Origin of the sequence: Streptomyces sp. NPDC006265 (assembly GCF_040613555.1) — a bacterium.
In the GTDB taxonomy this organism is placed as follows: domain Bacteria; phylum Actinomycetota; class Actinomycetes; order Streptomycetales; family Streptomycetaceae; genus Streptomyces.
Genome location: NZ_JBEXSH010000038.1, coordinates 1 through 20934, shown reverse-complemented (window position 1 = coordinate 20934; position 20934 = coordinate 1). Strand labels below are relative to the sequence as shown.

General features: G+C 69.9%; 24 protein-coding genes and 1 pseudogene. 13 read left to right on the top strand and 12 right to left on the bottom strand.

The features are described from left to right. Nucleotides 1-39 precede the first annotated feature (39 nt). Both ABZ281_RS05845 and ABZ281_RS05840 read right to left on the bottom strand, forming a co-directional pair. Nucleotides 40-375 (bottom strand): DUF6233 domain-containing protein, encoded by a 336-nt coding sequence (locus tag ABZ281_RS05845; RefSeq protein WP_356652499.1) that lies wholly within the window; start codon nucleotides 373-375, stop codon nucleotides 40-42. Between the two features lie 10 nt (nucleotides 376-385). Beyond that, nucleotides 386-775: a hypothetical protein gene (locus ABZ281_RS05840; protein WP_356652497.1), complete on the bottom strand. Its 390-nt coding sequence runs from the start codon at nucleotides 773-775 to the stop codon at nucleotides 386-388. Nucleotides 776-918: 143 nt separating this feature from the next. Between ABZ281_RS05840 and ABZ281_RS05835 the strand changes: the two genes are divergently transcribed. Then, nucleotides 919-1338: a nuclear transport factor 2 family protein gene (locus ABZ281_RS05835; RefSeq protein ID WP_356652495.1), complete on the top strand. Its 420-nt coding sequence runs from the start codon at nucleotides 919-921 to the stop codon at nucleotides 1336-1338. Between the two features lie 211 nt (nucleotides 1339-1549). Here ABZ281_RS05835 and ABZ281_RS05830 read toward each other — a convergent pair whose 3' ends face one another. Together ABZ281_RS05830 and ABZ281_RS05825 are read right to left on the bottom strand one after the other, a co-directional pair. Beyond that, nucleotides 1550-2269, bottom strand: coding sequence for a hypothetical protein (locus ABZ281_RS05830; RefSeq protein ID WP_356652493.1), 720 nt, complete (start codon nucleotides 2267-2269; stop codon nucleotides 1550-1552). Nucleotides 2270-2403: 134 nt separating this feature from the next. Continuing rightward, nucleotides 2404-2841 carry a DUF2000 domain-containing protein gene (locus ABZ281_RS05825; protein WP_356652491.1) on the bottom strand — a complete coding sequence of 146 codons (438 nt, stop codon included), beginning with the start codon at nucleotides 2839-2841 and terminating at the stop codon, nucleotides 2404-2406. A gap of 49 nt (nucleotides 2842-2890) precedes the next feature. Here ABZ281_RS05825 and ABZ281_RS05820 point away from each other — a divergent pair, with 49 nt between their 5' ends. Next, nucleotides 2891-3688 (top strand): AraC family transcriptional regulator, encoded by a 798-nt coding sequence (locus ABZ281_RS05820; RefSeq protein ID WP_356652489.1) that lies wholly within the window; start codon nucleotides 2891-2893, stop codon nucleotides 3686-3688. 278 nt (nucleotides 3689-3966) lie between these two features. On the opposite strand, the gene ABZ281_RS05815 is transcribed toward ABZ281_RS05820, so the two are convergent. Continuing rightward, nucleotides 3967-4476: a YbjN domain-containing protein gene (locus ABZ281_RS05815; RefSeq protein WP_356652486.1), complete on the bottom strand. Its 510-nt coding sequence runs from the start codon at nucleotides 4474-4476 to the stop codon at nucleotides 3967-3969. After that, a complete protein-coding gene (gene mshA / locus ABZ281_RS05810) occupies nucleotides 4469-5806 on the bottom strand; it encodes a D-inositol-3-phosphate glycosyltransferase (protein WP_356652484.1) in 1338 nt (445 codons plus the stop codon). The genes ABZ281_RS05815 and mshA overlap by 8 nt, the downstream gene beginning before the upstream one ends. A gap of 642 nt (nucleotides 5807-6448) precedes the next feature. On the opposite strand from mshA, the gene ABZ281_RS05805 reads away from it, so the two are divergent. The 4 genes from ABZ281_RS05805 to ABZ281_RS05790 all read left to right on the top strand — a co-directional run bounded on the left by ABZ281_RS05805 (nucleotide 6449) and on the right by ABZ281_RS05790 (nucleotide 10777). After that, complete coding sequence (locus ABZ281_RS05805) at nucleotides 6449-6880, top strand: CPCC family cysteine-rich protein (RefSeq protein ID WP_356652481.1); 432 nt, start codon at nucleotides 6449-6451, stop codon at nucleotides 6878-6880. Between the two features lie 30 nt (nucleotides 6881-6910). Continuing rightward, nucleotides 6911-7729 carry a class I SAM-dependent methyltransferase gene (locus ABZ281_RS05800; protein ID WP_356652479.1) on the top strand — a complete coding sequence of 273 codons (819 nt, stop codon included), beginning with the start codon at nucleotides 6911-6913 and terminating at the stop codon, nucleotides 7727-7729. A 253-nt stretch (nucleotides 7730-7982) separates the two neighbouring features. After that, nucleotides 7983-9071 (top strand): NlpC/P60 family protein, encoded by a 1089-nt coding sequence (locus ABZ281_RS05795; RefSeq protein ID WP_356652477.1) that lies wholly within the window; start codon nucleotides 7983-7985, stop codon nucleotides 9069-9071. A gap of 359 nt (nucleotides 9072-9430) precedes the next feature. Then, complete coding sequence (locus tag ABZ281_RS05790; RefSeq protein WP_356652475.1) at nucleotides 9431-10777, top strand: SpoIIE family protein phosphatase; 1347 nt, start codon at nucleotides 9431-9433, stop codon at nucleotides 10775-10777. 60 nt (nucleotides 10778-10837) lie between these two features. Here ABZ281_RS05790 and ABZ281_RS05785 read toward each other — a convergent pair whose 3' ends face one another. From ABZ281_RS05785 to ABZ281_RS05775, 3 genes are all read right to left on the bottom strand, one after another. Further along, nucleotides 10838-11170, bottom strand: coding sequence for a DUF2516 family protein (locus ABZ281_RS05785; RefSeq protein WP_356652473.1), 333 nt, complete (start codon nucleotides 11168-11170; stop codon nucleotides 10838-10840). 107 nt (nucleotides 11171-11277) lie between these two features. Then, nucleotides 11278-11940 carry a hypothetical protein gene (locus ABZ281_RS05780; protein WP_356652471.1) on the bottom strand — a complete coding sequence of 221 codons (663 nt, stop codon included), beginning with the start codon at nucleotides 11938-11940 and terminating at the stop codon, nucleotides 11278-11280. Between the two features lie 88 nt (nucleotides 11941-12028). Next, entirely contained in the window at nucleotides 12029-12685 is a 657-nt protein-coding gene (locus ABZ281_RS05775) for a helix-turn-helix transcriptional regulator (RefSeq protein WP_356652469.1), read from the bottom strand. A 192-nt stretch (nucleotides 12686-12877) separates the two neighbouring features. Here ABZ281_RS05775 and ABZ281_RS05770 point away from each other — a divergent pair, with 192 nt between their 5' ends. The 3 genes from ABZ281_RS05770 to ABZ281_RS05760 all read left to right on the top strand — a co-directional run bounded on the left by ABZ281_RS05770 (nucleotide 12878) and on the right by ABZ281_RS05760 (nucleotide 15241). Continuing rightward, nucleotides 12878-13639, top strand: a complete 762-nt coding sequence (locus tag ABZ281_RS05770; protein ID WP_356652467.1) for an SMI1/KNR4 family protein — start codon at nucleotides 12878-12880, stop codon at nucleotides 13637-13639. 64 nt (nucleotides 13640-13703) lie between these two features. Beyond that, entirely contained in the window at nucleotides 13704-14117 is a 414-nt protein-coding gene (locus ABZ281_RS05765) for a DUF5958 family protein (RefSeq protein WP_344409140.1), read from the top strand. Between the two features lie 44 nt (nucleotides 14118-14161). After that, complete coding sequence (locus ABZ281_RS05760) at nucleotides 14162-15241, top strand: RNA-binding protein (protein ID WP_356652465.1); 1080 nt, start codon at nucleotides 14162-14164, stop codon at nucleotides 15239-15241. Nucleotides 15242-15430: 189 nt separating this feature from the next. On the opposite strand, the gene ABZ281_RS05755 is transcribed toward ABZ281_RS05760, so the two are convergent. Next, the gene (locus ABZ281_RS05755; protein ID WP_356652463.1) at nucleotides 15431-16285 is read right to left on the bottom strand and encodes an NAD(P)H-binding protein; all 855 of its coding nucleotides are present in this window, start codon (nucleotides 16283-16285) and stop codon (nucleotides 15431-15433) included. Between the two features lie 82 nt (nucleotides 16286-16367). Here ABZ281_RS05755 and ABZ281_RS05750 point away from each other — a divergent pair, with 82 nt between their 5' ends. Next, complete coding sequence (locus ABZ281_RS05750) at nucleotides 16368-17324, top strand: AraC family transcriptional regulator (protein ID WP_356652461.1); 957 nt, start codon at nucleotides 16368-16370, stop codon at nucleotides 17322-17324. Between the two features lie 37 nt (nucleotides 17325-17361). After that, a pseudogene (locus ABZ281_RS05745) lies at nucleotides 17362-17637 on the top strand (IS5/IS1182 family transposase); the annotation flags it as partial. A gap of 650 nt (nucleotides 17638-18287) precedes the next feature. Here ABZ281_RS05745 and ABZ281_RS05740 read toward each other — a convergent pair. Beyond that, entirely contained in the window at nucleotides 18288-18881 is a 594-nt protein-coding gene (locus ABZ281_RS05740) for a DUF4240 domain-containing protein (RefSeq protein ID WP_356652459.1), read from the bottom strand. Nucleotides 18882-18927: 46 nt separating this feature from the next. On the opposite strand from ABZ281_RS05740, the gene ABZ281_RS05735 reads away from it, so the two are divergent. Together ABZ281_RS05735 and ABZ281_RS05730 are read left to right on the top strand one after the other, a co-directional pair. After that, nucleotides 18928-19206 carry a hypothetical protein gene (locus ABZ281_RS05735; protein WP_356652457.1) on the top strand — a complete coding sequence of 93 codons (279 nt, stop codon included), beginning with the start codon at nucleotides 18928-18930 and terminating at the stop codon, nucleotides 19204-19206. 209 nt (nucleotides 19207-19415) lie between these two features. Then, nucleotides 19416-20231, top strand: a complete 816-nt coding sequence (locus ABZ281_RS05730; protein WP_356652455.1) for a transposase family protein — start codon at nucleotides 19416-19418, stop codon at nucleotides 20229-20231. Nucleotides 20232-20274: 43 nt separating this feature from the next. Here ABZ281_RS05730 and ABZ281_RS05725 read toward each other — a convergent pair. Next, nucleotides 20275-20934 (bottom strand): alpha/beta hydrolase (locus ABZ281_RS05725; protein ID WP_356652453.1); only part of this gene is annotated, 660 nt, incomplete at its 5' end.

The following is a 20934-nucleotide window of genomic DNA, read 5'->3' as shown; positions in this document are numbered from 1 at the left end:
GGGACGGGATGGGGACCATCCCGTCCCTGGGCGGCCGCACTACCCGTCCATGAATCCGAGCTCCGTGTCCGGCCGGCACTGCGGGCATGCCTTGACTCCGTCGGCGAGGGCGCGCCGGGCGTGGTCCCGGTCGACGCCCTTGCTGCGCCGGCCCGCGTTCCAGCAGCCGCCGACGTGGACGTACACCGCTTCCTGTCCGGACAGGCCGCGTTCGATCAGCCAGTCCGGCGCGGGCGGCCTGGCCAGGAGGCCGCGCCGGTGTTCGGCCTGGCGGCGTTCCTCGTCCACGATCCAACGGCGGGTGCGTGCCAGGTCGCGCGCCTGCACGCGCTCCAGGAAGCGGAGCAGCGCGAGCCGCGACTCTGGATCGTTCATGCGTTCGATTTTAGGTCAAGCGGAGGCTCATCCAGACGTACGCGGCCATGCCCAATGAGCCGCGAGCCATGAGGTCGGCCCACACCGGGAGAATCTCGGCGAGGCGATCCGTCTCCAGGACTCCCCATGACAGAGCCGCCGTGAGGACGCCCGCCACCACCACGACGCACGCATACATGGCGCCCGCCCCGCGGTTCCGGCCGAGCCACGCGCCCAACAGCCCCGAGGGGATCTGCACCGCCACGTGGTAGCTCACACAGCAGAACACGACCGTCAGGAAGATCATGAACGGTGACACGCCCGCCGAGGGTTCACGGGTCGGCGCCCCTCCGTAGGCGTCCAGAGCCCAGGCCGGTGGCACAAGGAAGGTGAGGAGCAGCACCGCTCCGCTCAGATGCATGGCGGCAAGGTGTGCCTTCACGGTTCCCCCCCCCACGACCCGTCGCGTACCGCGTCCCCGCGCCCCACGTCGGCGTCGGCGGTGTGCGGAGGCTACCTCCGAGGTAATCGACGCGCGTCGGGCACCCCGGCAGGCTGGGTTCCATGACGCCCACCGATACCGCCGAAGCCACCCGCGCCACCGTCCGGAGGTTCCTCGAACTCCGCCTCGCAGGTGACACCGAGGGGCTCACGGCCCTCTTCGCCGACACCGTCGACTGGATGCTCGCCGAGAACCCCGCCGTGCCCTGGATCCGGCCCCGGTCCACCGCCGCCGAGTGTGCGGCGCAGGCCGGTGACCTGGCCCGCCACACCGTCCCCGAGGACACTCGCGCGTCCGTCGACACGATCCTCGTCGACGGGACCGACGCCGTGCTGACCGGGCAGGTGTCCGGGACGGTCCGGGCGACCGGCAAGTCCTTCTCGGGCCCCTTCGCGCTGCGGCTCACCGTCGAGGACGGACGGATCACCCGGCACCACCTGTACGAGAACAGCGTGTCGATCGCCGCGGCCTGCACGCCCTGACGCCCGGCGCGTGGCTCACGGGGCCGCGGCGAGAGGCGGCCCTGGTGAGAAGCGGCCGTGGTGAGAAGCGGCCCTGGTGAGAAGCGGCCGTGGTCAGAGGCGGCCGTGGCGAGAGGCGGCCGTGGCGAGGAGCGGCCGTGGTCAGAGGCGGCCGTGGCGAGAGGCGGCGCACCCCAAGCCCCCGCCACCCTCTCCGAGGTCACCCACGAGGTCACCCACCGACGTCACCGGCCGACGTCACCGTCACGACCCGGACGTACTGCCGCCCGTCCTCGTCCCGTACGACCACGCCCAGCCGCAGCAGTTCCCCGCGCAACTCCCGGGGCTCCTCGGCGCTGTCCTCGTCCTTGCGGGCCCGGGCGCGAGCCCGCAGCAGGGCGTCCGCGCCCGGGGGCAGGCCGGGGGTGCCGGGGACCCAGCGGCGGAACTCGGCGCGGTGCGGGTCCTGCCCCGCCCAGGTGCGGCCGTGGGCGGTGAGGGCGTCGGCCAGGCGCTGCCAGTTCAGGCCGCAGTGCTCCCGCGCCAGTTCGAGACCGGTCGGGCCGAGCAGCACGAGCTGCTTGCCGTCGCGGAAGAACACGGAGATCTCCTCGCGGGTGAACTCCTGGGCGCTGTCCCGGATCGTCAGGGTCACGTGGGTGTCGGCGACGCGGACGGACAGCGACTCGTGGACCGCCGTGAAGCCGAGCAGCAGACCGCCGAGCACACCCACCGTGATCGTGCCGAGGGTGAGGGCGGGCTCCGGCACCGAGGTCAGCAGTTCGGCCGGACCTTCGAGCGGTGCCCAGGGCAAGGTCAGCAGCAGATGGGCGAGAAGCGGGAGCAGGGCGCCGGCCACGGCACCGCAGGCGACGCAGAAGAGCACGATGGACCAGGCCGACTCGGCGAGTTCGGTGGCACCGCCCGCCCGCGGCCGGGGGCTCTTCCGCATGGGAACGTTCCTGGCTTCCTCCATGGCACGAGTCTCTTCGGAAGCCGTCCGCCCTGTCGTCGGCCGTTGGTCTACTCACCCGCGACTTTGGTCGTCCTCCCGCCCTGGCCCCCGCCACCCCGTCCCGCCCCGGCTCACGGGTGCATCCGCGCCCCCTTCACCACCTTGTCCACCGCGTTCTTCGGGCCGTACACGGCGAGCCCCACGAGGTCCAGGTCCGCGGTCGGCACGGCCCGTACGGCGGCGCGGTTGTCGCGGTCGTTGCCCGTGGCGAAGAGGTCGGAGGTGAAGACCGCGCGGGGCAGGGCGCGGGAGAGGGCACGGGCGTGGGCGGTGGTCAGGGTTTCCTTGGTGGCCTCGAAGACCATGACCGGCTGGCGGAACATGGGGAGGTAGGGCACGCCGTCCGCGTCCTCGTACGGCTCGCCGATCACCTCAGCAAGCTGTGTTCCCAGGCCGCTGACCAGGAACGATGTCACATTCAGGCGCTGCCAGGGCTCCAGGTCGGCGCGCAGCAGTACGGCGATCTTCGTGTCGAAGCGGATCGGCTCCGGGGAGGGTGCGATGTCCATGGTCCGAGCGTGCCCGGCAGCCCTCGCCGGGGTCTTGTACGTTCTTTGCATGGCCTCCGAGTCCTCCCGGATCGTCTCCGCCTGGCGGCCCGCCGTCCCGGGTGTCGTCGAGGTCTTCCACGCCCGGTTCACCGAGTACGCGTACCCGATGCACGTCCACGACGCCTGGACACTGCTGATCGTCGACACCGGCGCCGTACGGTACGACCTCGACCGGCACGAGCACGGCACCCCGCACGACACGGTGTCGTTGCTGCCGCCGCACGTGCCGCACAACGGCTCCCCCGTCACGCCGGAGGGCTTCCGCAAGCGGGTGCTGTACCTGGACGGGACACACCTGGGGGGCGATTTCATCGGGGCGGCCGTCGATCGGCCCGATCTGCGTGATCCGCTGCTGCGGCGCCGGGTGGGGCAGTTGCACGGCACGCTGGGGCTGCCCGGTGAGGAACTGGAGGCCGAGAGCAGGCTGTTGTTCGTCGGGGAGCGGTTGCGCGAGCACCTGCGGGGCGGCGGCCCCGCTTCCCAGCGGCCGGCCGATCCCGTTCTCGCGGGGCGGCTGCGCGAGCTGCTGGACGAGCGGATCGTCGAGGGCGTCGTCCTGCGGGAGGCCGCCGGACTGCTCGGCGCCCATCCGGCCCATCTCGTACGGACGTTCAGCGCGGCCTACGGCATCGCACCGCACCAGTACCTGACGTCCCTGCGCGTGGGGCGCGCCCGGCGGCTGCTCCTGGAGGGGCGCTCACCGGGCGATACGGCGGTGGCGGCCGGGTTCTACGACCAGTCGCACCTCACCCGGCACTTCCGCAAGCTGGTGGGGGTGCCACCGGGGCGCTACCGGGCGGGCTAGGGCCTGTCGTTCGGATCAGGTCGCAGGGAATCGGCTGCGCCTGTCATCGCCGTGAGCGGGGCCTGGTGCGTGCAGGTGCAAGGCGGAGGAGGGAGTCGATGCGGAGCATCGGCGAGTGACGACAACGCGGCAGATGCGCGTGCCAGAAGCCCTCGTAGCGGAGCTACTAGGGCTTTTGTCCGGTGCGGCGAGTGGGGGTACCCCCTGCTCGAGCGGAGTCGAGAGCTTGGAGGAGCGTGCCGGGCATCGCGGCACCGCGGAGATCCATCACAAGGGCCCTAGCGCTCGGGGCGCTGGGTGAGGTGGGCGAACGCGTCCAGGTTGCGCGTGGATTCACCCCGCGACACCCGCCACGCGTACTCCTTGCGGATCGCCGAGGCGAAGCCCAGCTCCAGCAGGGTGTTGAAGGCTCCGTCGGAGGCCTCCAGGACCTGCCCGAGCAGCCGGTCGAGCTCGTCGGAGGTGACGGAGGGCAGAGAGAGGCGGCCGGTGACGTAGACGTCGCCGTGCTGGTCGACGGCGTAACTCACGCCGTAGAGCTTGAGGTTGCGTTCCAGCAGCCAGCGGTGGACGCCCTGCTCGTTCTCGTCGGGGTGGCGGATGACGAAGGCGTTCAGCGACAGGGAGTGGCGGCCGATGATCAGGGAGACGGTCGTCTTGAGCTTGCGGGTGCCGGGGAGCTGCGCGACGTACGTGCCGGGCTGGGGGCTCTCCCACTCCAGGTCGGCGTCCTTCAGCGCTCCTTCGACGACCTGTGCCGCGCGCTGTTCCTGATCGGTTTCACCCATGCAGCGAGCGTACGCGACGACGGTGCGCCTGCATCGCGGCCGTGTAGACGTCCGCCGTGGCGGCGGCCGCCGTGTCCCAGCCGAAGGACTGGGCGTGCCGGGCGGCCTGCCCGCCGAGCCGGTCCGTCAGCCGCGGGTCGTCGGCGAAGTCGCCGAGCACGCGCGCGTAGTCGGCCGGGTCGTGCCCGCGGACGAGGAAGCCGGTGTGGCCGTCGCGCACGGCGACCGGCAGACCGCCGACCGACGCCGCGAGCACCGGGGTGCCGGCCGCCTGCGCCTCTATGGCGACCAGTCCGAAGGACTCGCTGTAGGAGGGCATGACCAGCACGGACGCGGCGCGGAACCAGTCCGCGAGCTGCTCCTGGCCGACCGGCGGGCGGAACCGTACGACGTCCGCGACGCCGAGGCGCGCGGCCAGCTTCTGCAGGCCCTCGGGCTTGGCGAGGCCGCTGCCGGAGGGGCCGCCGACGACCGGCACGAGGATGCGTGAGCGCAGTTCGGGGCGCTCGTCGAGGAGGACGGCGACGGCGCGCAGCAACACGTCGGGGGCCTTCAGGGGCTGGATGCGGCCCGCGAAGAGCGGGATCAGCGCGTCCTGGGGCAGACCGAGGCGGGCCCGGGCGGCGGCGCGGCCGTCGGCGGGCGAGAAGCGGCTGAGGTTCACGCCGGGGTGGACCACGGCGACCTTGTCGGTCTCGGCCGCGTAGTGCCGTACGAGTTCGTCGGCCTCTTCGGTGGTGTTGGCGATGAGGCGGTCGGCGGCGGAGACGATCTGGGTTTCGCCGATGACGCGGGCGGCCGGTTCGGGGGTGTCGCCGTCGGCCAGGTTGGCGTTCTTGACCTTGGCCATGGTGTGCATGGCGTGCACCAGGGGGACGCCCCAGCGCTGGGCGGCGAGCCAGCCGACGTGGCCGGAGAGCCAGTAGTGGGAGTGGACCAGGTCGTAGTGGCCGGGCCGCTGGTGGGCCCAGGCCTGCATCACGCCGTGGGTGAAGGCGCACAGCTGCGCGGGGAGGTCCTCCTTGTTGAGGCCCTCGTAGGGGCCGGCGTCGATGTGCCGGACGAGGACGCCGGGGGCCAGCTCGACGGTCGGCGGGAGGGCGGCCGCGGTCGCGCGCGTGAAGATCTCGACCTCGATGCCGTGCGCGGCGAGACGCTGGGCGAGCTCCACGATGTAGACGTTCATGCCGCCGGCGTCGCCGGTGCCCGGCTGGTGGAGCGGGGAGGTGTGCACGGAGAGCATGGCGACGCGGCGGGGCCTGCGATGCAGTCGAAGGCGCGCCGGTGACGACGTGGAGCGCCGTCCGAGCCTGCCGATGTACTGGCTCACGTGGCGTTCCTCCTCGCCTCGGGCATGCCTCTCGCAGAGCACACGGTGCCCTCCGACGGGGTCCAACACCGGAGGGGCGTGCTCCATTTCCAGATTCGGGAGTTTTACCGAATCATTACCGCTTGTCGCTCAACCGTTCGAGTAGCGAAGGGGTGCGGGTCCCCCGGCTCCGGGTGCGTGACCGGCAGGTGAACTCCGGTCGACGACTCCCTCGGGGCGGACAACCGGGCGCCTGCCGCACCTGTCCCCCACAGCGAAAGGACCCACAACCGCCTCGACTGCCTCCTGCCTCCTGCCTCCTGCCTCCTGCCTCCTGCCTCCTGCCTCCTGCCTCCTGCCTCCTGCCTCCTGGAGGATTCCCATGCGTTGTCGCCTCGCAGGCCGCCGCCCGCTGTTACGCGCCGTCTCGGTCCTGACGCCGGTTCTCGGCACCGCCCTGGCCGCCCCGATCGCCCTGGCCGGCCCGACCGCGGCAGCGGCGCCGTCGGCCACCGCCGCGGTGAACGAGCACGGCTGGCACCTCACCTACACGGCCGCCCCCGGGCAGGCGAACAAGGTGGCCGTCACGCAGTCGCACACCGGCGAACGCTCCGGGTTCGTCTTCGTGATCGACGACGCCATCCCGGTCATCGCCGGAAACGGGTGCGCTCACCCCGACAGCACGGACCTCACCGGGACCCGGCACCGCCGCCTCCGCCCGAGGAGTTCCTCCCCTGCCCGTGCTGCGGCCACCAGACCCTCGGCGAGCTGTGGGCCTACGAGATCTGCCCGGTCTGCTACTGGGAGGAGGACCCCTTCCAGCTCCGCCACCCCACGTCCGGCGGCGGCCCCAACCATGGGCTGAGCCTGATCGAGGCGCAGGCCAACTACCGGCGGATCGGCGCCGTGACCGAGGAGATGCGGCGCCACGTACGGCCACCGCGCGACGACGAGCCGCTGGACCCGGGCTTCCGGCCCGCCGACCCGGGCCGGGACCCGTTCGAGCAGGGTCCGTCCCACGACCCGATGCCCGACGACCTCACCACCCTCTCCTACTGGCGCCCCACCTACTGGCGGCGGCACCTCGCGCCCTGACAGCGCCGGAGGCCGCTTAACCTCGTACGCATGACACCCCGCGCAGCCGCCCGCCCCTTCGGCACGGTGACGCGCGGGACGACCAACCCCAACCGGCTGCGCCGCATGGACCGCTGGATCGCGGCCACGCACGGCGCCGAGCTGCGCCGCGCCGCCGACCCGGTCACGGTAGACCTCGGGTACGGCGCCGCCCCCTGGACGGCCGTCGAGCTGCTCCAGCGCCTGCGCACGGTCGCGCCACGCGCGCGTGTGGTGGGCGTCGAGATCGAACCGGCCCGGGTCGCGGCGGCGCTGCCCTACGCGCGGCCGGGGCTCGTCTTCCGGCACGGCGGCTTCGAGATCCCGATCCCCCAGCGGCCCCTACTCGTCCGTGCGGCGAACGTGCTGCGGCAGTACGACGAGGGCGAGGTCGCGGTCGTGTGGGAACGGCTGTGCGCGCGGCTCGCACCGGCCGATCCGGCGACCGGGACACGCGGCGGGCTGCTGGTCGAGGGGACCTGCGACGAGATCGGGCGCCGGCACGTGTGGGTCGCGCTCGGCCCGGAGGGACCGCGCACGGTCACCTTCGCGACCCGGCTGGGCTCCCTGGAACGCCCCTCGGACCTGGCCGAACGCCTGCCGAAGGCGCTCATCCACCGCAACGTCCCGGGCGAGCCGGTGCACGCCTTCCTGCGCGACTTCGACCGCGCCTGGGCGGCCGCCGCGCCCTACGCGTCCTACGGCGCCCGGCAGCGCTGGATCCGGGCGGTGCGGGACCTGACGGCGGACTGGCCGGTGACGGACGGACCGGCGCGGTGGCGGCAGGGCGAAGTGACGGTGCGGTGGGGGGCGTTGGCCCCGGGCACCTGAGCCGTCGGATCCGGACAGGGACCGGGCAGGGCCCCGATGAGGAACGGACAGGGCCCGGACGAGGAACCGGCCAGGGCCTGTTGGAACGATCTCTTTGAGTCGTTCGTCACACAGGCGGGGAGATCGTGTTGCCGGGGCATACCGGCGAGGGGGTGGCGGGAAGTACTACCCCTGTCGCTTTCCGGGTCGACATGGCAATATCCCCAGGCGAAATCGCAGGTTACTGACGGTTAATCAGTTTGGGGGCTGAGGTATGGGAACGGGCAAGCGTGGCCTGCTGGCGACGGCGGTGGCCGTGGTCTGCGCGGTCACGGTGCTGGCCGCACCGGGCACGGCGTTCGCGAACCCCAGCCCCTCACCCACCCCGAGCGCGGGACCGGCGCTCGCGCCCGCCAAGGACCTCGATGCCGTCCGCAAGAAGCTCGACAAGCTCTACCGCGCCGCGGGCCGCGCCACCGACGAGTACAACGCCGCCGAGGAGAAGGCGGACAAACAGTCCACCGAGGTCGTCGAACTGGCCAAGAAAATCGTCAAGGGCCAGGAGAAGCTCAGAAAGCTGAAGGACCGCGCGGGCGCCGCGGCCGCCGCCCAGTACCGCGGGGGCGGACTGCCCCCCGAGGCCCACCTGGTACTGAGTGACGATCCGCAGGACTTCCTCGACGGCGCGGGCCGGGTCCGCGAGGGCCATCACGCGACCAAGGGCCTGCTCGGCGAACTGACCCGCACGCAGGAGGACTTGGAGCAGTACGCCAAGGACGCCTCCGCGCAGCTGAAGAAGCTGGAGGCGGGCCGCAAGGCCAAGGCCGCCGCGCAGAAGAAGATCGAGAAGCAGATCGCGCAGGCGGAGAAGCTCGAGTCCGCGCTCCAGAAGGAGGAGCAGGAGCGCCTCGCCGAGCTGGAGAAGGAGGCCGCGAACAAGGCGCAGACCGCCTGGCTCGACTCCGGCATCCTCGACGAGACCAACGGAAAGGCCTCGGAGCAGGGCAAGAAGGCCGTGAAGTACGCCACGGCCCAGATCGGCAAGCCGTACCAGTGGGGCGCCGAGGGCCCGAGGACCTACGACTGCTCGGGGCTGACGTCCCAGGCCTGGATATCCGCCGGGCGCGGCATACCGCGCACCTCACAGGAGCAGTGGAAGCAGCTGCGGCACATCGACGTCCAGGACATGCGGCCCGGCGACCTCATCATCTACTTCGGCGACGCCAGCCATGTCGCCATGTACATCGGCGACGGGGCGATCGTGCACGCGCCGCGCCCCGGCCGGACCGTCACGATCGCGGGAGCCGGATCCATGCCCATCCTCGGGGTGGTGCGCCCGGACGCCGGCACCGGCGCCCACTGAGCGCGGACGGCGACGGGACGGCACCCGGTACGACGACCGCACCATCACCGGACCACGATCGGACCACACCCCGACGACGACACGCCGAATACCGGACACCCGCGGTGACCTGGCCCACGTGACCCACCGCACGCTCCACCACGAGCAAACCGTGCGCTGACGTGACGTTCGTCATCCCCGCAGCATCTCTGACCTGTCCAACTGCGGGGCATATCGCGGCATATGACACTGGCCGGTGGCGCAGCGGCATGGCTCACACCATTCCAATGCGGCGCCGACACCCGCTATGGTCCCGCTCGGTGGGTCGAGGTCCCTCGCCCCCCACCATGCCCTCGGGGGGAGGGAAGGAACCCAAGACGATGCCCGTACCCATACCGCGGCAGAGAGCGATCCCGGCCGTGGAAAGTGGTCAGGCGCAGGCCGCGTCCCCGCGCGGCGGCTCGGCCGAGGAATCCGTGAAGGACGCCTCGCCCGTGGGCCGCACGCCGGACACCGCCGGGAACAGCACGGACAAGGTGGAGAACAACACCGCTCATACCAACCTGACGCTGCTGCTGATCGAGGACGACCCGGCCGGTTCGCCGATCGTGCCGGACATGCTCGACCAGGCAGGCAAGCCGATCCGCGTCCGCACGGCCCGCAACCTGACGGAGGCCGGGCGGCTGCTGACCGACGACGTCCACTGCATCCTGCTGGACCTGGCGCTGCCCGCCCCGGGCCACGCCGACTCCGAGGACGAGCTCGCCGTGCTCAGGCACGTGCTGGAGCTCGCGCCCCGGCACGCCGTCCTGGCGCTGACCGCGTCCGGCGACGCCGAGCGCGGCGCCGAGGCGGTGCGGGTGGGCGCCCAGGACTACCTCTTCCGCGACGAGCTGGACGGCAGGCTGCTGAGCCGGGCGATCCGCTACGCGGTGGAGCGCAAGCGGTCCGAGTCGGCCGAGCGCCGGCTCGCCGAGGGCCGGCTGCGCGCGCAGGAGAACCGCCGCCTGGAGCGCGGCCTGCTGCCGACTCCGCTGCTGGAGGGCTCCCCGCTGAGGTTCGCCGCCCGCTACCGCCCCGGCCGCTCGCGCGCACTGCTCGGCGGCGACTTCTACGACGTCGTGCGCACGCCGGACGGCACCGTGCACGCCATGATCGGCGACGTCTGCGGCCACGGCCCGGACGAGGCCGCCCTCGGTGTGGAGCTGCGGATCGCGTGGCGCGCGCTGACCCTGGCGGGCCTGTGCGGCGACCAGCTGCTGGGCACGCTGCAGCAGGTGCTGGAGCACGAGCGGGCCGACGACGAGATCTTCGCGACGCTCTGCACGGTGGACATCGCGCCGGACGGCCGCCGCGCCGGTCTCTGCCTGGCGGGCCACCCGTCGCCGCTGCTGGCCCGCCCGGGCAAACCGGCCCGCCTGCTGCCGTACGACAACAACGGACCGGCCCTCGGGCTGCTGCCCGGCGCCCGCTGGCCGCGGATGCAGGTGGAGCTGGGGGCCGAGTGGAGCCTGATGCTCTACACCGACGGCCTGATCGAGGGCCACATCGGCCAGGGCCGGGAGCGGCTCGGCCAGGACGGCATGACGGAGATGGTCCGCCGCCAGTTCGCCGAGGGCCTGCGGGGCGAGCAACTGCTGCGGGCGGCGGTGAACGAGGTGCGCGACCTCAACGGTGGCGAGCTGACGGACGACGTGGCGGTACTGCTGCTGGACCGGGTGCCGTAGGTTCGGCCGAAGGCGGGGGCCGGGCCGGGCCGGGAGGGCGAGAGCCGAAGGCCCGGGCTCTTACCGGCCGCCGTTCCACGGCCCGTACGGGCCGTCACTGCTGGAGCCGCGCCTGCTGCGGCCGCCGCCCGGGAGCGCGCGGATCGCGGGCCGTACGTCGACCATGTACACGATCGTCGCGATGAGACCGATGATCGGCAGGAACGACAGGATCGGGAACAGCAGGTTCACCACGAAGGCGATACCGAGGACGATCAGCCAGAACGGCTTGGTCTTCTTGTCGGCCGCACGGTAGGCGTCCTCCCGGCGCACAGCCGCGTCGAACAACGCGAAGCCGCTGAAAACGATCAGGGCCATGCTCAGAAGCCACATGATCCCTGCGAAGCCCTGCATCAGCACAACGTCCACCACCTGACTCGGCTCGTCCTACGCGGTCACCGTACCCGTACAACGGGCCGGACACCCCCAGGGTGCCCGGCCCGTGTGGTCGCTGCGCCGTCCTACTTGGCGGGCGGGGAGGTCTTCTTCGCGGTGGTGGTCTTGCGCGCCGGGGCCTTCTTGGCCACGGGGGCCTTCTTCACCGGGGCGGCGGCGGCCGGCTTCGCCGGCTCCTCCCTGACCTCGACCGGCTGCGGCTTCGGCTCGACGGCCACGGCCAGCTCCTCGACGCCCTCGGCGACGTCCTCGATGCTGTCGGCGGCCTCGCCGCGCCAGGTGCGGACGGCCTGCTCGCCGTGCTCGGCGACCTTTTCGTAGGTCTCGCGGGCCTTGACGGCGTACTCGGCGGCCACGCCCACGCCGCGCAGCGCGAAGTCCTGGGCGTTCTCGCCGAACTTCTTCAGGTCCGCGTCGAGGTTGCTGCCGAGCTTCTTGAAGTCGGAGTCGAGGGAGCCGATGAACCCCGTGACCTTGGTCTGGAGGGTCTCCTGCGTCTCCTTGACGCGGGCGGAGGCCTCCTTGGCGCGGGCGGACGCCTTCTCCTGAACGGCCTTGGTGTCGGTGTTGCGCACGGCTTCGATCCGCGCGGGGGCCTCCGAGCGCAGCTGCTCCACCAGGGCCGGCACCTTCTTGGCCTGCTGAAGGGCGAGGTCGGCGGTGCCTGCGGCGAAGTAGAGCGGCGTCGGGTCGCTGAAGGTCTTGCGCAGGTCGTCGGTGATGGCCATGGTGATGGTCCTCCCGGATTCTTTCTCGCTTGAGGGTTCGGCTGAGGGTTGTGTGATCCGCGGCGGGCGGCCCATGCCCTGGTCCGGCTCAGCCGGCCGTCTGCTGCGGATCGGTGTCGCTGCCGCCGGTGCTCTTGCGGGTCCGGCGGGTGGCGGTCGTACCACCGTCGTTCGTGCTGTCCTTCTTGCCGGCGCCCTTGCCGGCGGTCTTACGGCTACGGCGCCGGGCGGGCTGACCGCCGTCGGCCGGGCCGGTCCGCGGTATCTCGATACCGGCGTCGGCGTCGGGAGCATCCCCGTCCGCACTCACCGCACCGTCACCGGTGACGACACCGACGACACCCGCGCCGCGGGGGCCGTCTTCGGCACCCGGGACATCGATGCCGTCGCCGATCCCGAACCCGTTCTCCTTGCGGAAGGACTCGTAGATCTGCAGCAGCACCTGCTTCTGCCGCTCGTTCAGCGTCGGGTCGGCGAGGATGACGGCCCGCGTCTCCACCTCGTCCCGGTCCCGCTCGGCGTCGAGGATCCCTGCCCGGACGTACAGCGTCTCGGCGGAGATCCGCAGCGCCTTGGCGACCTGCTGCAGCACCTCCGCGCTCGGCTTGCGCAGCCCGCGCTCGATCTGGCTCAGATACGGATTGGACACCCCGGCGGCATCGGCGAGCTGCCGCAACGACAGCTGCGCAGTGCGCCGCTGCTCGCGCAGATAGTCACCGAGATTGCCGACGTTGAGCGATGCCATGCCTCCACAGTGCAGCACCCCGCTAACTATTGCAAGCACCCGCTTGCAAAAGTGCGCCACGCCACGCGGCCTCCTTGAGCCGGGGCACGGTAGCCGTCTGTCCGTTCCCAGTAGATGTGGCGAGTCCCATTGGTTCTGGCAAACGACCTTGCGGAGTCCCGGCGAAGCTGGCCGGCCTGTACGGTCCACCGCATGGTTGACGCGTTCGACGTGGCTCAAGCTCTGCGCGGTGGGATACCCGACAGGGCGCGAGCCTGGGCCTTCGTTCGGGACTTCGCCGCAGCGTGGGCGGAACCGCTCGCCGACGGTGCGGGTACGCGAGCGGAGGAGCTGGAGCGAGCCGAGGAGATGCTGGGGCTCACGCTGCCGACCGCGTTGCGCGAGGCGTACTCGCTTCTCGGTACGCGTCACGACCTCACCGGCAACCAGGACCCGCTGCTGCGCCCTTCCGAACTGTTCGTGCACGACGAGTTCGGTGGAGTGCTCGTCTTCCGCAGCGAGAACCAGGGATGCGCCGTCTGGGGAGTGCGGCTGCGGGACCTCGGCCAGGACGATCCGCCGGTGTTCGTCCAGTCACTGGACGGCTGGGTCCGCTACCTGGAGCGGGTCTCCCTGGCCTGTGTCGAGCTCGTACTCAGCGAGACGCTGCTCGGCAGCGAAGGACGGTTCTACAACGCCTGCGATCTTCCCGCCGGCCTGATTCGAGAGCTGCCCAGTCGGTTCGCGCCGGTGGAGTTTCCCGAGTACCCGATGTGGACCGGGAAGGAAGAATCACCCGTGTGCTGGTTTTCCGCGCCGGGGAAGCTCTTGCGGCTCGACGGACTGAGTGACCACAGCTGGCTGCACGTTCGGGGACGCACGCTCGCCGACCTGGAGTCGCTCTGCGCCACCTTCCCCGGCCACTGGGTACGTGGGTACTCAGAGCGTTTGGAAGCCGACGAACTGCCTTTCTAGGCACCCGAGGGTCTGCTTGGATGACCAGGAAAGACTGTGAATCGAGCGCAACGGGGGCGTGAGAATGGCTGATCCGTACATCATTCTCAACGAACTCGCCCAAGATCTTCGGCCGATGCCACAGGGAATCGAGTGGTTCGAGAGCCTCTCCGCTGAAGAGCAGTCCAACACCCTGCGCCTCCTGTCACATTTCTGCATTCAGGCCCGCGCCACCGCCGAGGACGGCCCGGAAAGCATCCGACGCGCCGGACTTCGCGCCACGCACACACCGGCAGTTCTGATCACACGGGGGCGGATCGACCAGCAACTCGGAAAGATCGCCAGTCTCACCCCGCACGACGAGCGCCTCAAGTCATTCCGGCTACTGATCGCGGTGCTGGCCGTCGCCGACGAACGCCGACGAGAGCGCTTCTGCTCCGACGGTTGCGGCCACGCGTGGCATCGCCTGTCTGTCGACACCCCCGAAGCCTCGGCCTGATCCCTCACACTTGTAGGATCTCGCGGCTCGTGTCATGACGCAGCGTGCTGACCAGCAAGATTCGGATGGGTCTCAGAGGGCGCACCGATGCCCTTGTCTCAAATGTCGTGGCACTTCCTCAGCAAGCGCTGGAAGATGGCGATGTGCAGCTCCCCTACGTCTATCGCGTCAGCAAGTACGACCCCGCCGACCGTGACGATCACGGGCACTACACCGGCACCGAGGACACCATCAGCGATCACGGCGAGATCGAGGCGGCCTATCTTCAGGCGGTCAAGGCGTTCGCCGCGGACACCAGCATCGACCATCTGTCTGTCCGCGAGCCGGAAGTCTCGTCTCTTGCTCATTTCGGCGTTGAGAGATCTCTGGACGGCTTCGGTCTCGACAGGCTCCTTCCCGGCGGTCTTGCCGACTTCCACGACGGAGCAGAGATGCCGCTGGACATCGGGCTGGAGCTGATTCGCCTCATGCTGCGCGACAGCGGCGCCTGGTGCCGGCTGGAGGTGGAAGACGTTTTCGCAGTGCACGTCGGGTGGGACCAGTACCTCTACGTCGGCAGCAGCCGACCCTGCCAAGGAGCTCTAGCTCGCGCCCGCGAACTCGGGCTGTTCCCAGAACACCTGGACGTTTCCCCCTACGACTTCGAGCCCGAGGAGGAAGGCGTCCTACGGCCAGGCGATGACGACTTCTGGGCCGGCCTGCACAGCGCAGTTGGCTGCGGCCGCGCTGGACTCTTGGAAGAGATATACGTCCAAAACGCCTCGCGATGGCGTCGCCTCACGTGCGACACCATCAACACGGTTCGCGCCGGGCTCGCTCCCCGCGCCCGCCTGGCCGTGTGGCCAGCCCTCTCCTCCGACGTCAGCGCCATCCTCGGCGCCCTTCCCACCGAGGGCATCGTCGAGGGCGTCTGGCAGGACAGGGAAGGCCAGATCCACAGCGTCGTCGCTGACGACGACGAATTTCCGGAGCTGGCTGCCCGAATATCCGATGCCGACGCTGCAGCGCTTCTGCCCGTGTACGCCGATGAGCGTGTCCCTCTACTCTCCGCTGTCATGCCCGACAGAGACGGAGTCGTGCGTGCGCGCTGGCAGGCCGAACAATCCCTCAGAGCCTGTGTCTGAGCCCCGCATGACAAGTTGAGCGGGGCTTCAGCACAGGTGAGACGTTGCGCTTCAGTCGGCGGGTTCTGCGCGGTGGTTGGCGGGCAGTGTGGTGCCCTCGACGGGTGGTTGGTGCGGTTTGTGAGAACCGTTCGCGGGGTGCTTGCGATGGCGGTGTTCTGGTGGCAGGGACGCCGTATTCCGTACACGTCAGGCTCCACCGGAGGACGCATTATGGGCATCCCAGACACCAGTTGCGGCGGTTTTGTGTGCATATTCCGCGAAGTCGCGGGGCGGCCGGCCGAGAATGCGCTCGACGGTGTCGGTCACCTTGGCCCTGTGGCCGTCGAAGACCTCGACCATCAGGCTGGCCAGTTGCGTCGCGTACTCGGCCGGCACGCCTCGCCTGGTCAGCGATGAGACGAACTGCTCGGGCGTGACCGGCAGATAACGAACCTCCCTGCGGGTCACCCTCGCTATCTCGCCGACGGCATCGGCGAAGGTGAGCAGTCGTGGTCCGGTCACATCGTGGATCCGGCCGGCATGGCCGTTCTCGGTCAGCGCCGCGACGGCGACATCCGCGATGTCCTCTGCGTCAGTGAACGGTTCCGCGACGTCGCCGGCCGGAAGTGCGACCACACCGGTCCGGACCAGTTCTACGAGGAACGCCTCGCTGAAGTTCTGCGTGATGAACCCCGCCCGCACGATGGTCCACTCCGCACCCGAGTCCTGCACCGCCTGTTCGCACCGCTCGGCCTCGGCAGAACCGCGGTCAGCAAGCAGGACGAGGCGCCGGACGCCGCAGGCCACTGCCATGTCTGCGAAGGAACCCACGGTCCTGGCCGCGCCGGGGAACGCCGCATCAGGATAGAAGGCCACATAAGCCGCGTCCATGCCTCGTAGCGCGGGTTCCCACGTGGTGTCGTCCTGCCAGTCGAAAGACGGCTCAGCACGCCGTGAGCCAACCCGTACCGCCATGTCACGCGCTACGAGCCCGGACACAACCCGACGTCCGGTCTTGCCGGTTCCCGCGAGGACCAATGTTGTTGGCGCAGTCTTTGTCATGATCCACAGTCCACCGGAATGCCGGGCTACGGGCCATGTTCGAGGCTCGCAGGTCCATAATGGCGCGTCTTACACTGGGCCGGTGGACCCCTTGTCGATCTTGCTCGACGGAGCCAGGGCCAGGGGGGCGTTCGTGCTGCGGACCGCCCAGAACCCACCCTGGTCGGTGCAGGTGCGAGACAGGGCGCCGCTCAGCGTGGTGGCCATCCTGCGCGGGACGCCCTGGGTTGTGCCCAGTGCCGGCGATGCGGTACGGCTCGACGTGGGTGATATCGCGATGATGCGTGGCCCGGACACGTTCACCTTCGCCGATGATCCCAGCACTCCGATCCAGGTGGTCGTTCAGCCCGGCCCCCGACGGACGACCCCAGCCGGCGTGGAGCTGCCCGAGGCCGCGGACACGGGTGTGCGCACCTGGGCCAACGGCATGCGAACCTGCGACGACGGCGCGGACGGCTCGTCGGTGCTGCTGATCGGCAAGTACCGGCGACCAGGCGAGATCGCCATGCGACTGCTCAGCGCGTTGCCGCCCCTTCTGGTCATCCCCAGGGCCGACCACGGTGAATCCGCGGTGGTGTCGCTACTCGCCGAGGAGACCGTGCGAAACGAGCCGGGCCAAGATCTCGTGCTCGAACGACTTCTGGATCTCCTGCTGGTCGCCATCCTCCGCGCATGGTTCATCAGGCCCGATGCCGATGCGCCGGCCTGGTATCGAGCCAACGGGGATCCCGTCGTCGGGCCCGTCCTGCGACTCATACACGGCCACCCGGACCGTCGGTGGACGGTGGCCGCGCTCGCCGGGCGGTCCGGGGTGTCCCGAGCGACGTTGGCCCGCCGCTTCACTGACCTCGTCGGCATGCCACCAATGGCATATCTCACCGAGTGGCGCATCGACCTGGCCGCCGATCTCCTCAAAGAGTCGGACGCCACGATTGACTCCATAGCCCGTCAGGTTGGTTATGGCAGCGCATTCGCGTTCAGCGCCGCTTTCAAACGAGCCCGCGGGATCAGTCCACAACGCCACCGCGACCGGATGTGACCGCCGGTCCTGGAGCGCGGGCACCGACCCATCCGTGGGTTGCCACCGCCGCCGCATCCCCGAGCGGGTCCTGTTCGACCACCTGATCGCCGCGCTGGTCCATGGAAGCGGCTACGAACGGATCGCCCCACCCGGCTGCTCGGACCGCACCCTGCGCCGCCGACTGCGCGAATGGGCCGAGGCCGGACACGGGCCGGCACCGCTGAAAATCTGCCTGGCCGCCTACGACCGCATCGTCGGGCTGGGCCTGCACGACCTGGCCGTAGACGGGTGCATCACCAAAGCCCCCTGCGGGGGCGAGGTCGTCGGCCGCGTGATCGTCATTCGACCATCCTCGGCGGTCCGAAGGGCCTGGCACGGCATTTGACGCCGTTTGCCCGGCACGGCGTCACGAGGGCTCTCGACGGCCTCCCTCGCTTTCGTACGGTGGCGGCATGGGAAGGGACGGGGCGCTCCGGCTGCGGCTGATCGTGGTCGCGGACGATGACACCGGGCCCGGGTTGTGCCGTGGGTGCGGTGTTCCGTTGATGCCGGCGGCGAAGGCGACGGCGGTGTTCCGTTCGTCGGCCTGCCGCTCGCGGCACTGGCGTCGGCTGCGGCGCACGAGAGCGAGGACCGAGGCACCGAGGCACCGAGGCACCGAGGCACCGAGGCACCGACGGTCACCCTCGCAGCCGCCTGAAGACCAGCGCGCTGCTGCTGCCGTTCGGAACGGCGACCATCGACGCCCAACCGAACGGCAAGCGGGATCACTACCACCCTTCACGCCCTTTGACCTGCGAAAAGAGGATATGACACAGCTTCTCAGCGACTTGGCCAAATGAGCTCTCACGGCCACCGCGGGCGGCCAGCCGCTAGCTCTCCACGGGAGGCGCCGCTGACGTGTGTGTCTCAGTGGCCAGACAGCGGGCATCCTGCCTAAGATTTGGCCAGGAATTCTGAGGCCCTACAGCGCTTTCGCGCCTACCGGGCCAGCGGCCGTAGGGGAAACATTGCGCTCAGCTTCGGCAGTTTGCGCATCGCCTCGTCTTCGCATCGCACGTCCCACTGCTCGCCGCGCGGCCCTGGATTGCCGCCTACAGCGCCCTGCTCGGCTTCGACGGCTTCATAGAATGCGTCGCCGCAGTCGTCATCCGCGCGGGTGAGTAGTCCATACGCCTCCATGGCGACGTAGTCGAGAGACTCCCACTCCGGCCAGTCGTCGTTCCAGAGCTCCCGAGGGCGACCCACCAGGCACTGAGCCTCAGGGGTATCGGCCAGAGAGTCGGGATCGATCACTGCCCGCACGAAGGCTTCCCGACCGATCCCCACCATCCACAGGCCGAAGTAGCAGAATCCGTCGTCCGAACACCAGCCGCCGAAGATCCGCTCCGCAGCAGCCCAGAGATCCCAGGTGAAGGCTTCGTGCGTCACTTCGTCCAGGCGAAGCTGGAACTGCACGATCTCTGTCAGCGGCCTCCGCGACAACTCGTCACGCAACCACGTCAGCCGTTCGTCCCGGCCCCGCGTCTGCCGTCGGCACTCTTCGATGAGCTTCCAGAAGGAATCGATGTCCACGGCGGCACTGTGCCAGGCACCTCTGACACCGCAGGGTCGGCGAACTATGTTCGAGCAGTGGAGAAACACGGAGATCATCATCAAGCTCACCTCTGATGAAGCGCTGGTCCTGTCGGACTGGCTGGAGCGAGTGCAGATGACGGACCTCAGCCGTCTCGTCGACGACGAGGCGGTCCGGGCGCCCATTCATAGGCTGGCCGGAACGCTCGACAAGTCCCTGCCTGGGATTTTCGCAGCGGACTATGGCGAACGCCTGGACGCGGCGCGTCGCAGGCTTCGACCCGCCTCAGACGATCTCGCCAGTGATCATGAAGACTCTGACTGAGCTGGCTCGCAGCATCACTCACATGAGGGGTTTCAGCCCAAAACTTCTGGTGGATTCCCATTGATTCTGGACAGTGAGCCTTTCCCAGTAAGCGCCCGTCGCTCGCTGTGATCGCGATGCTGGCGCCGTGTGGTCCCCAAGTCCGGGCAGGCGTAAGGCCCCTGGTAGGAACGATCTTGCGACAGATTGTTCTGACCGAGGGGCCTCACGTGTCGATCAGTGTCACATATACCGCCGTGCTCGATGTGAAGCGGTCCACCGCCGAGCACGTGGCCCGGCTGCTGCGCAATCACCGCGTCGCGGCCGGAACCCGCAAGGGCAGGCGTGCGCTGGGCTGCTTCCGCCAGGCGGTGCTCGTCCTGCGCTGGTTCGTCGACGGCACCCGTCTGTCCCAACTCGCCCGTGACAACGGCCTGTCGGCCTCCACCTCCTACCGCTACCTCCACGAAGGACTGGCCGTCCTGGCCGCCGGCGCACCGGACCTGTCCACCGCGCTGGAACGCGCGAAGGCAGCCGGGCTGACACATCTCAACCTCGACGGCACCGTCATCCGCACCGACCGCGTCGCCGCCCCCGGCCCCAACGGCGCCGACCTCTGGTGGTCCGGAAAACACAAGCACCATGGCGGGAACGTGCAGGTCATCGCCACCCCGGACGGCTGGCCGATCTGGGTCTCACCGGTCCGCCCGGACACCACCTGCGCCCGCCACCACGGCCTGATCGACGCCCTCAACCGGATCGCCGCCGAGCTGGACATGCCGACCCTCGTGGACCTCGGCTACGAGAACGCCGGCGACGGCTTCCGCCACCCGCACAAGAAGCCCGCCGGAGGCGAGCTGACCGAGGCCCAGCAGACCTACAACAAGGTCATCCGCGGCATCCACGGGATCTGTGAGCGCGCCAACTCCCTGCTCAAGACCACCTTCAAGGCCCTGCGCAGGGTCAGCCTCGACCCCAGCCGCATCACGAAGATCGCCGCAGCAGCCCTCGTCCTGCTCCCGATCGAGCGTGACCGCACCATCTGAACGATCACACAACGTCATGATCCATTACTGGGAAAGGCTCGGTTCAGTCCTGGAGGGTGGCGAGCCAGTCGGTCAGCAGGCTGTTGACCTCCTCGGGGCGTTCCTGCTGGATCCAGTGGCCGCAGCCATCCAGGAGGTGGGAGGCGGACAGGGCGGGGAGGGTGGTGGGGTAGGCGTCGATGGCGTCGGCCATCCAGGTGGTGGAGGCGTCCAGTGCGCCGCCGATGAACAAGGCGGGCTGTGTGATCGGGGCTCCGCGGTAGGGAGCGAGGTCTTCCCAGTCGCGGTCCATGATGCGGTAGCGGTTGAGAGCGCCGGTCAGACCGGTGCGCTCGAACTCCCCGGCGTAGACGTCGAGGTCCTCCTCGCTCAACCAGGCCGGGAGCGGTCCGGCGGGAAAGCGGTCGCGCATCTGACCGCCCGGGGCGAGGAAGTGCGGGTCGGGCTCGCCCTCGGCCGGCATGGTGCCGGCGGACAGGGCCGCGTAGAAGCCCGCGAGCCAGCCCCGGACATCGGGCTCGATCTCCGCCTCGGCGCGGTCGGGCTGCTGGAAGTAGGAGACGTAGAACTCCTGCTCGGGTCCGCCGATCCGGCCGAAGACATCGGAGGGGCGCGGACCGCCGGGTGGCGCGTACGGGACGCTCAGCAAGCCGACCGCGCGGAAGACTCCGGGGTGGAGCAGGGCGGAGGCGGCGGCGATGTT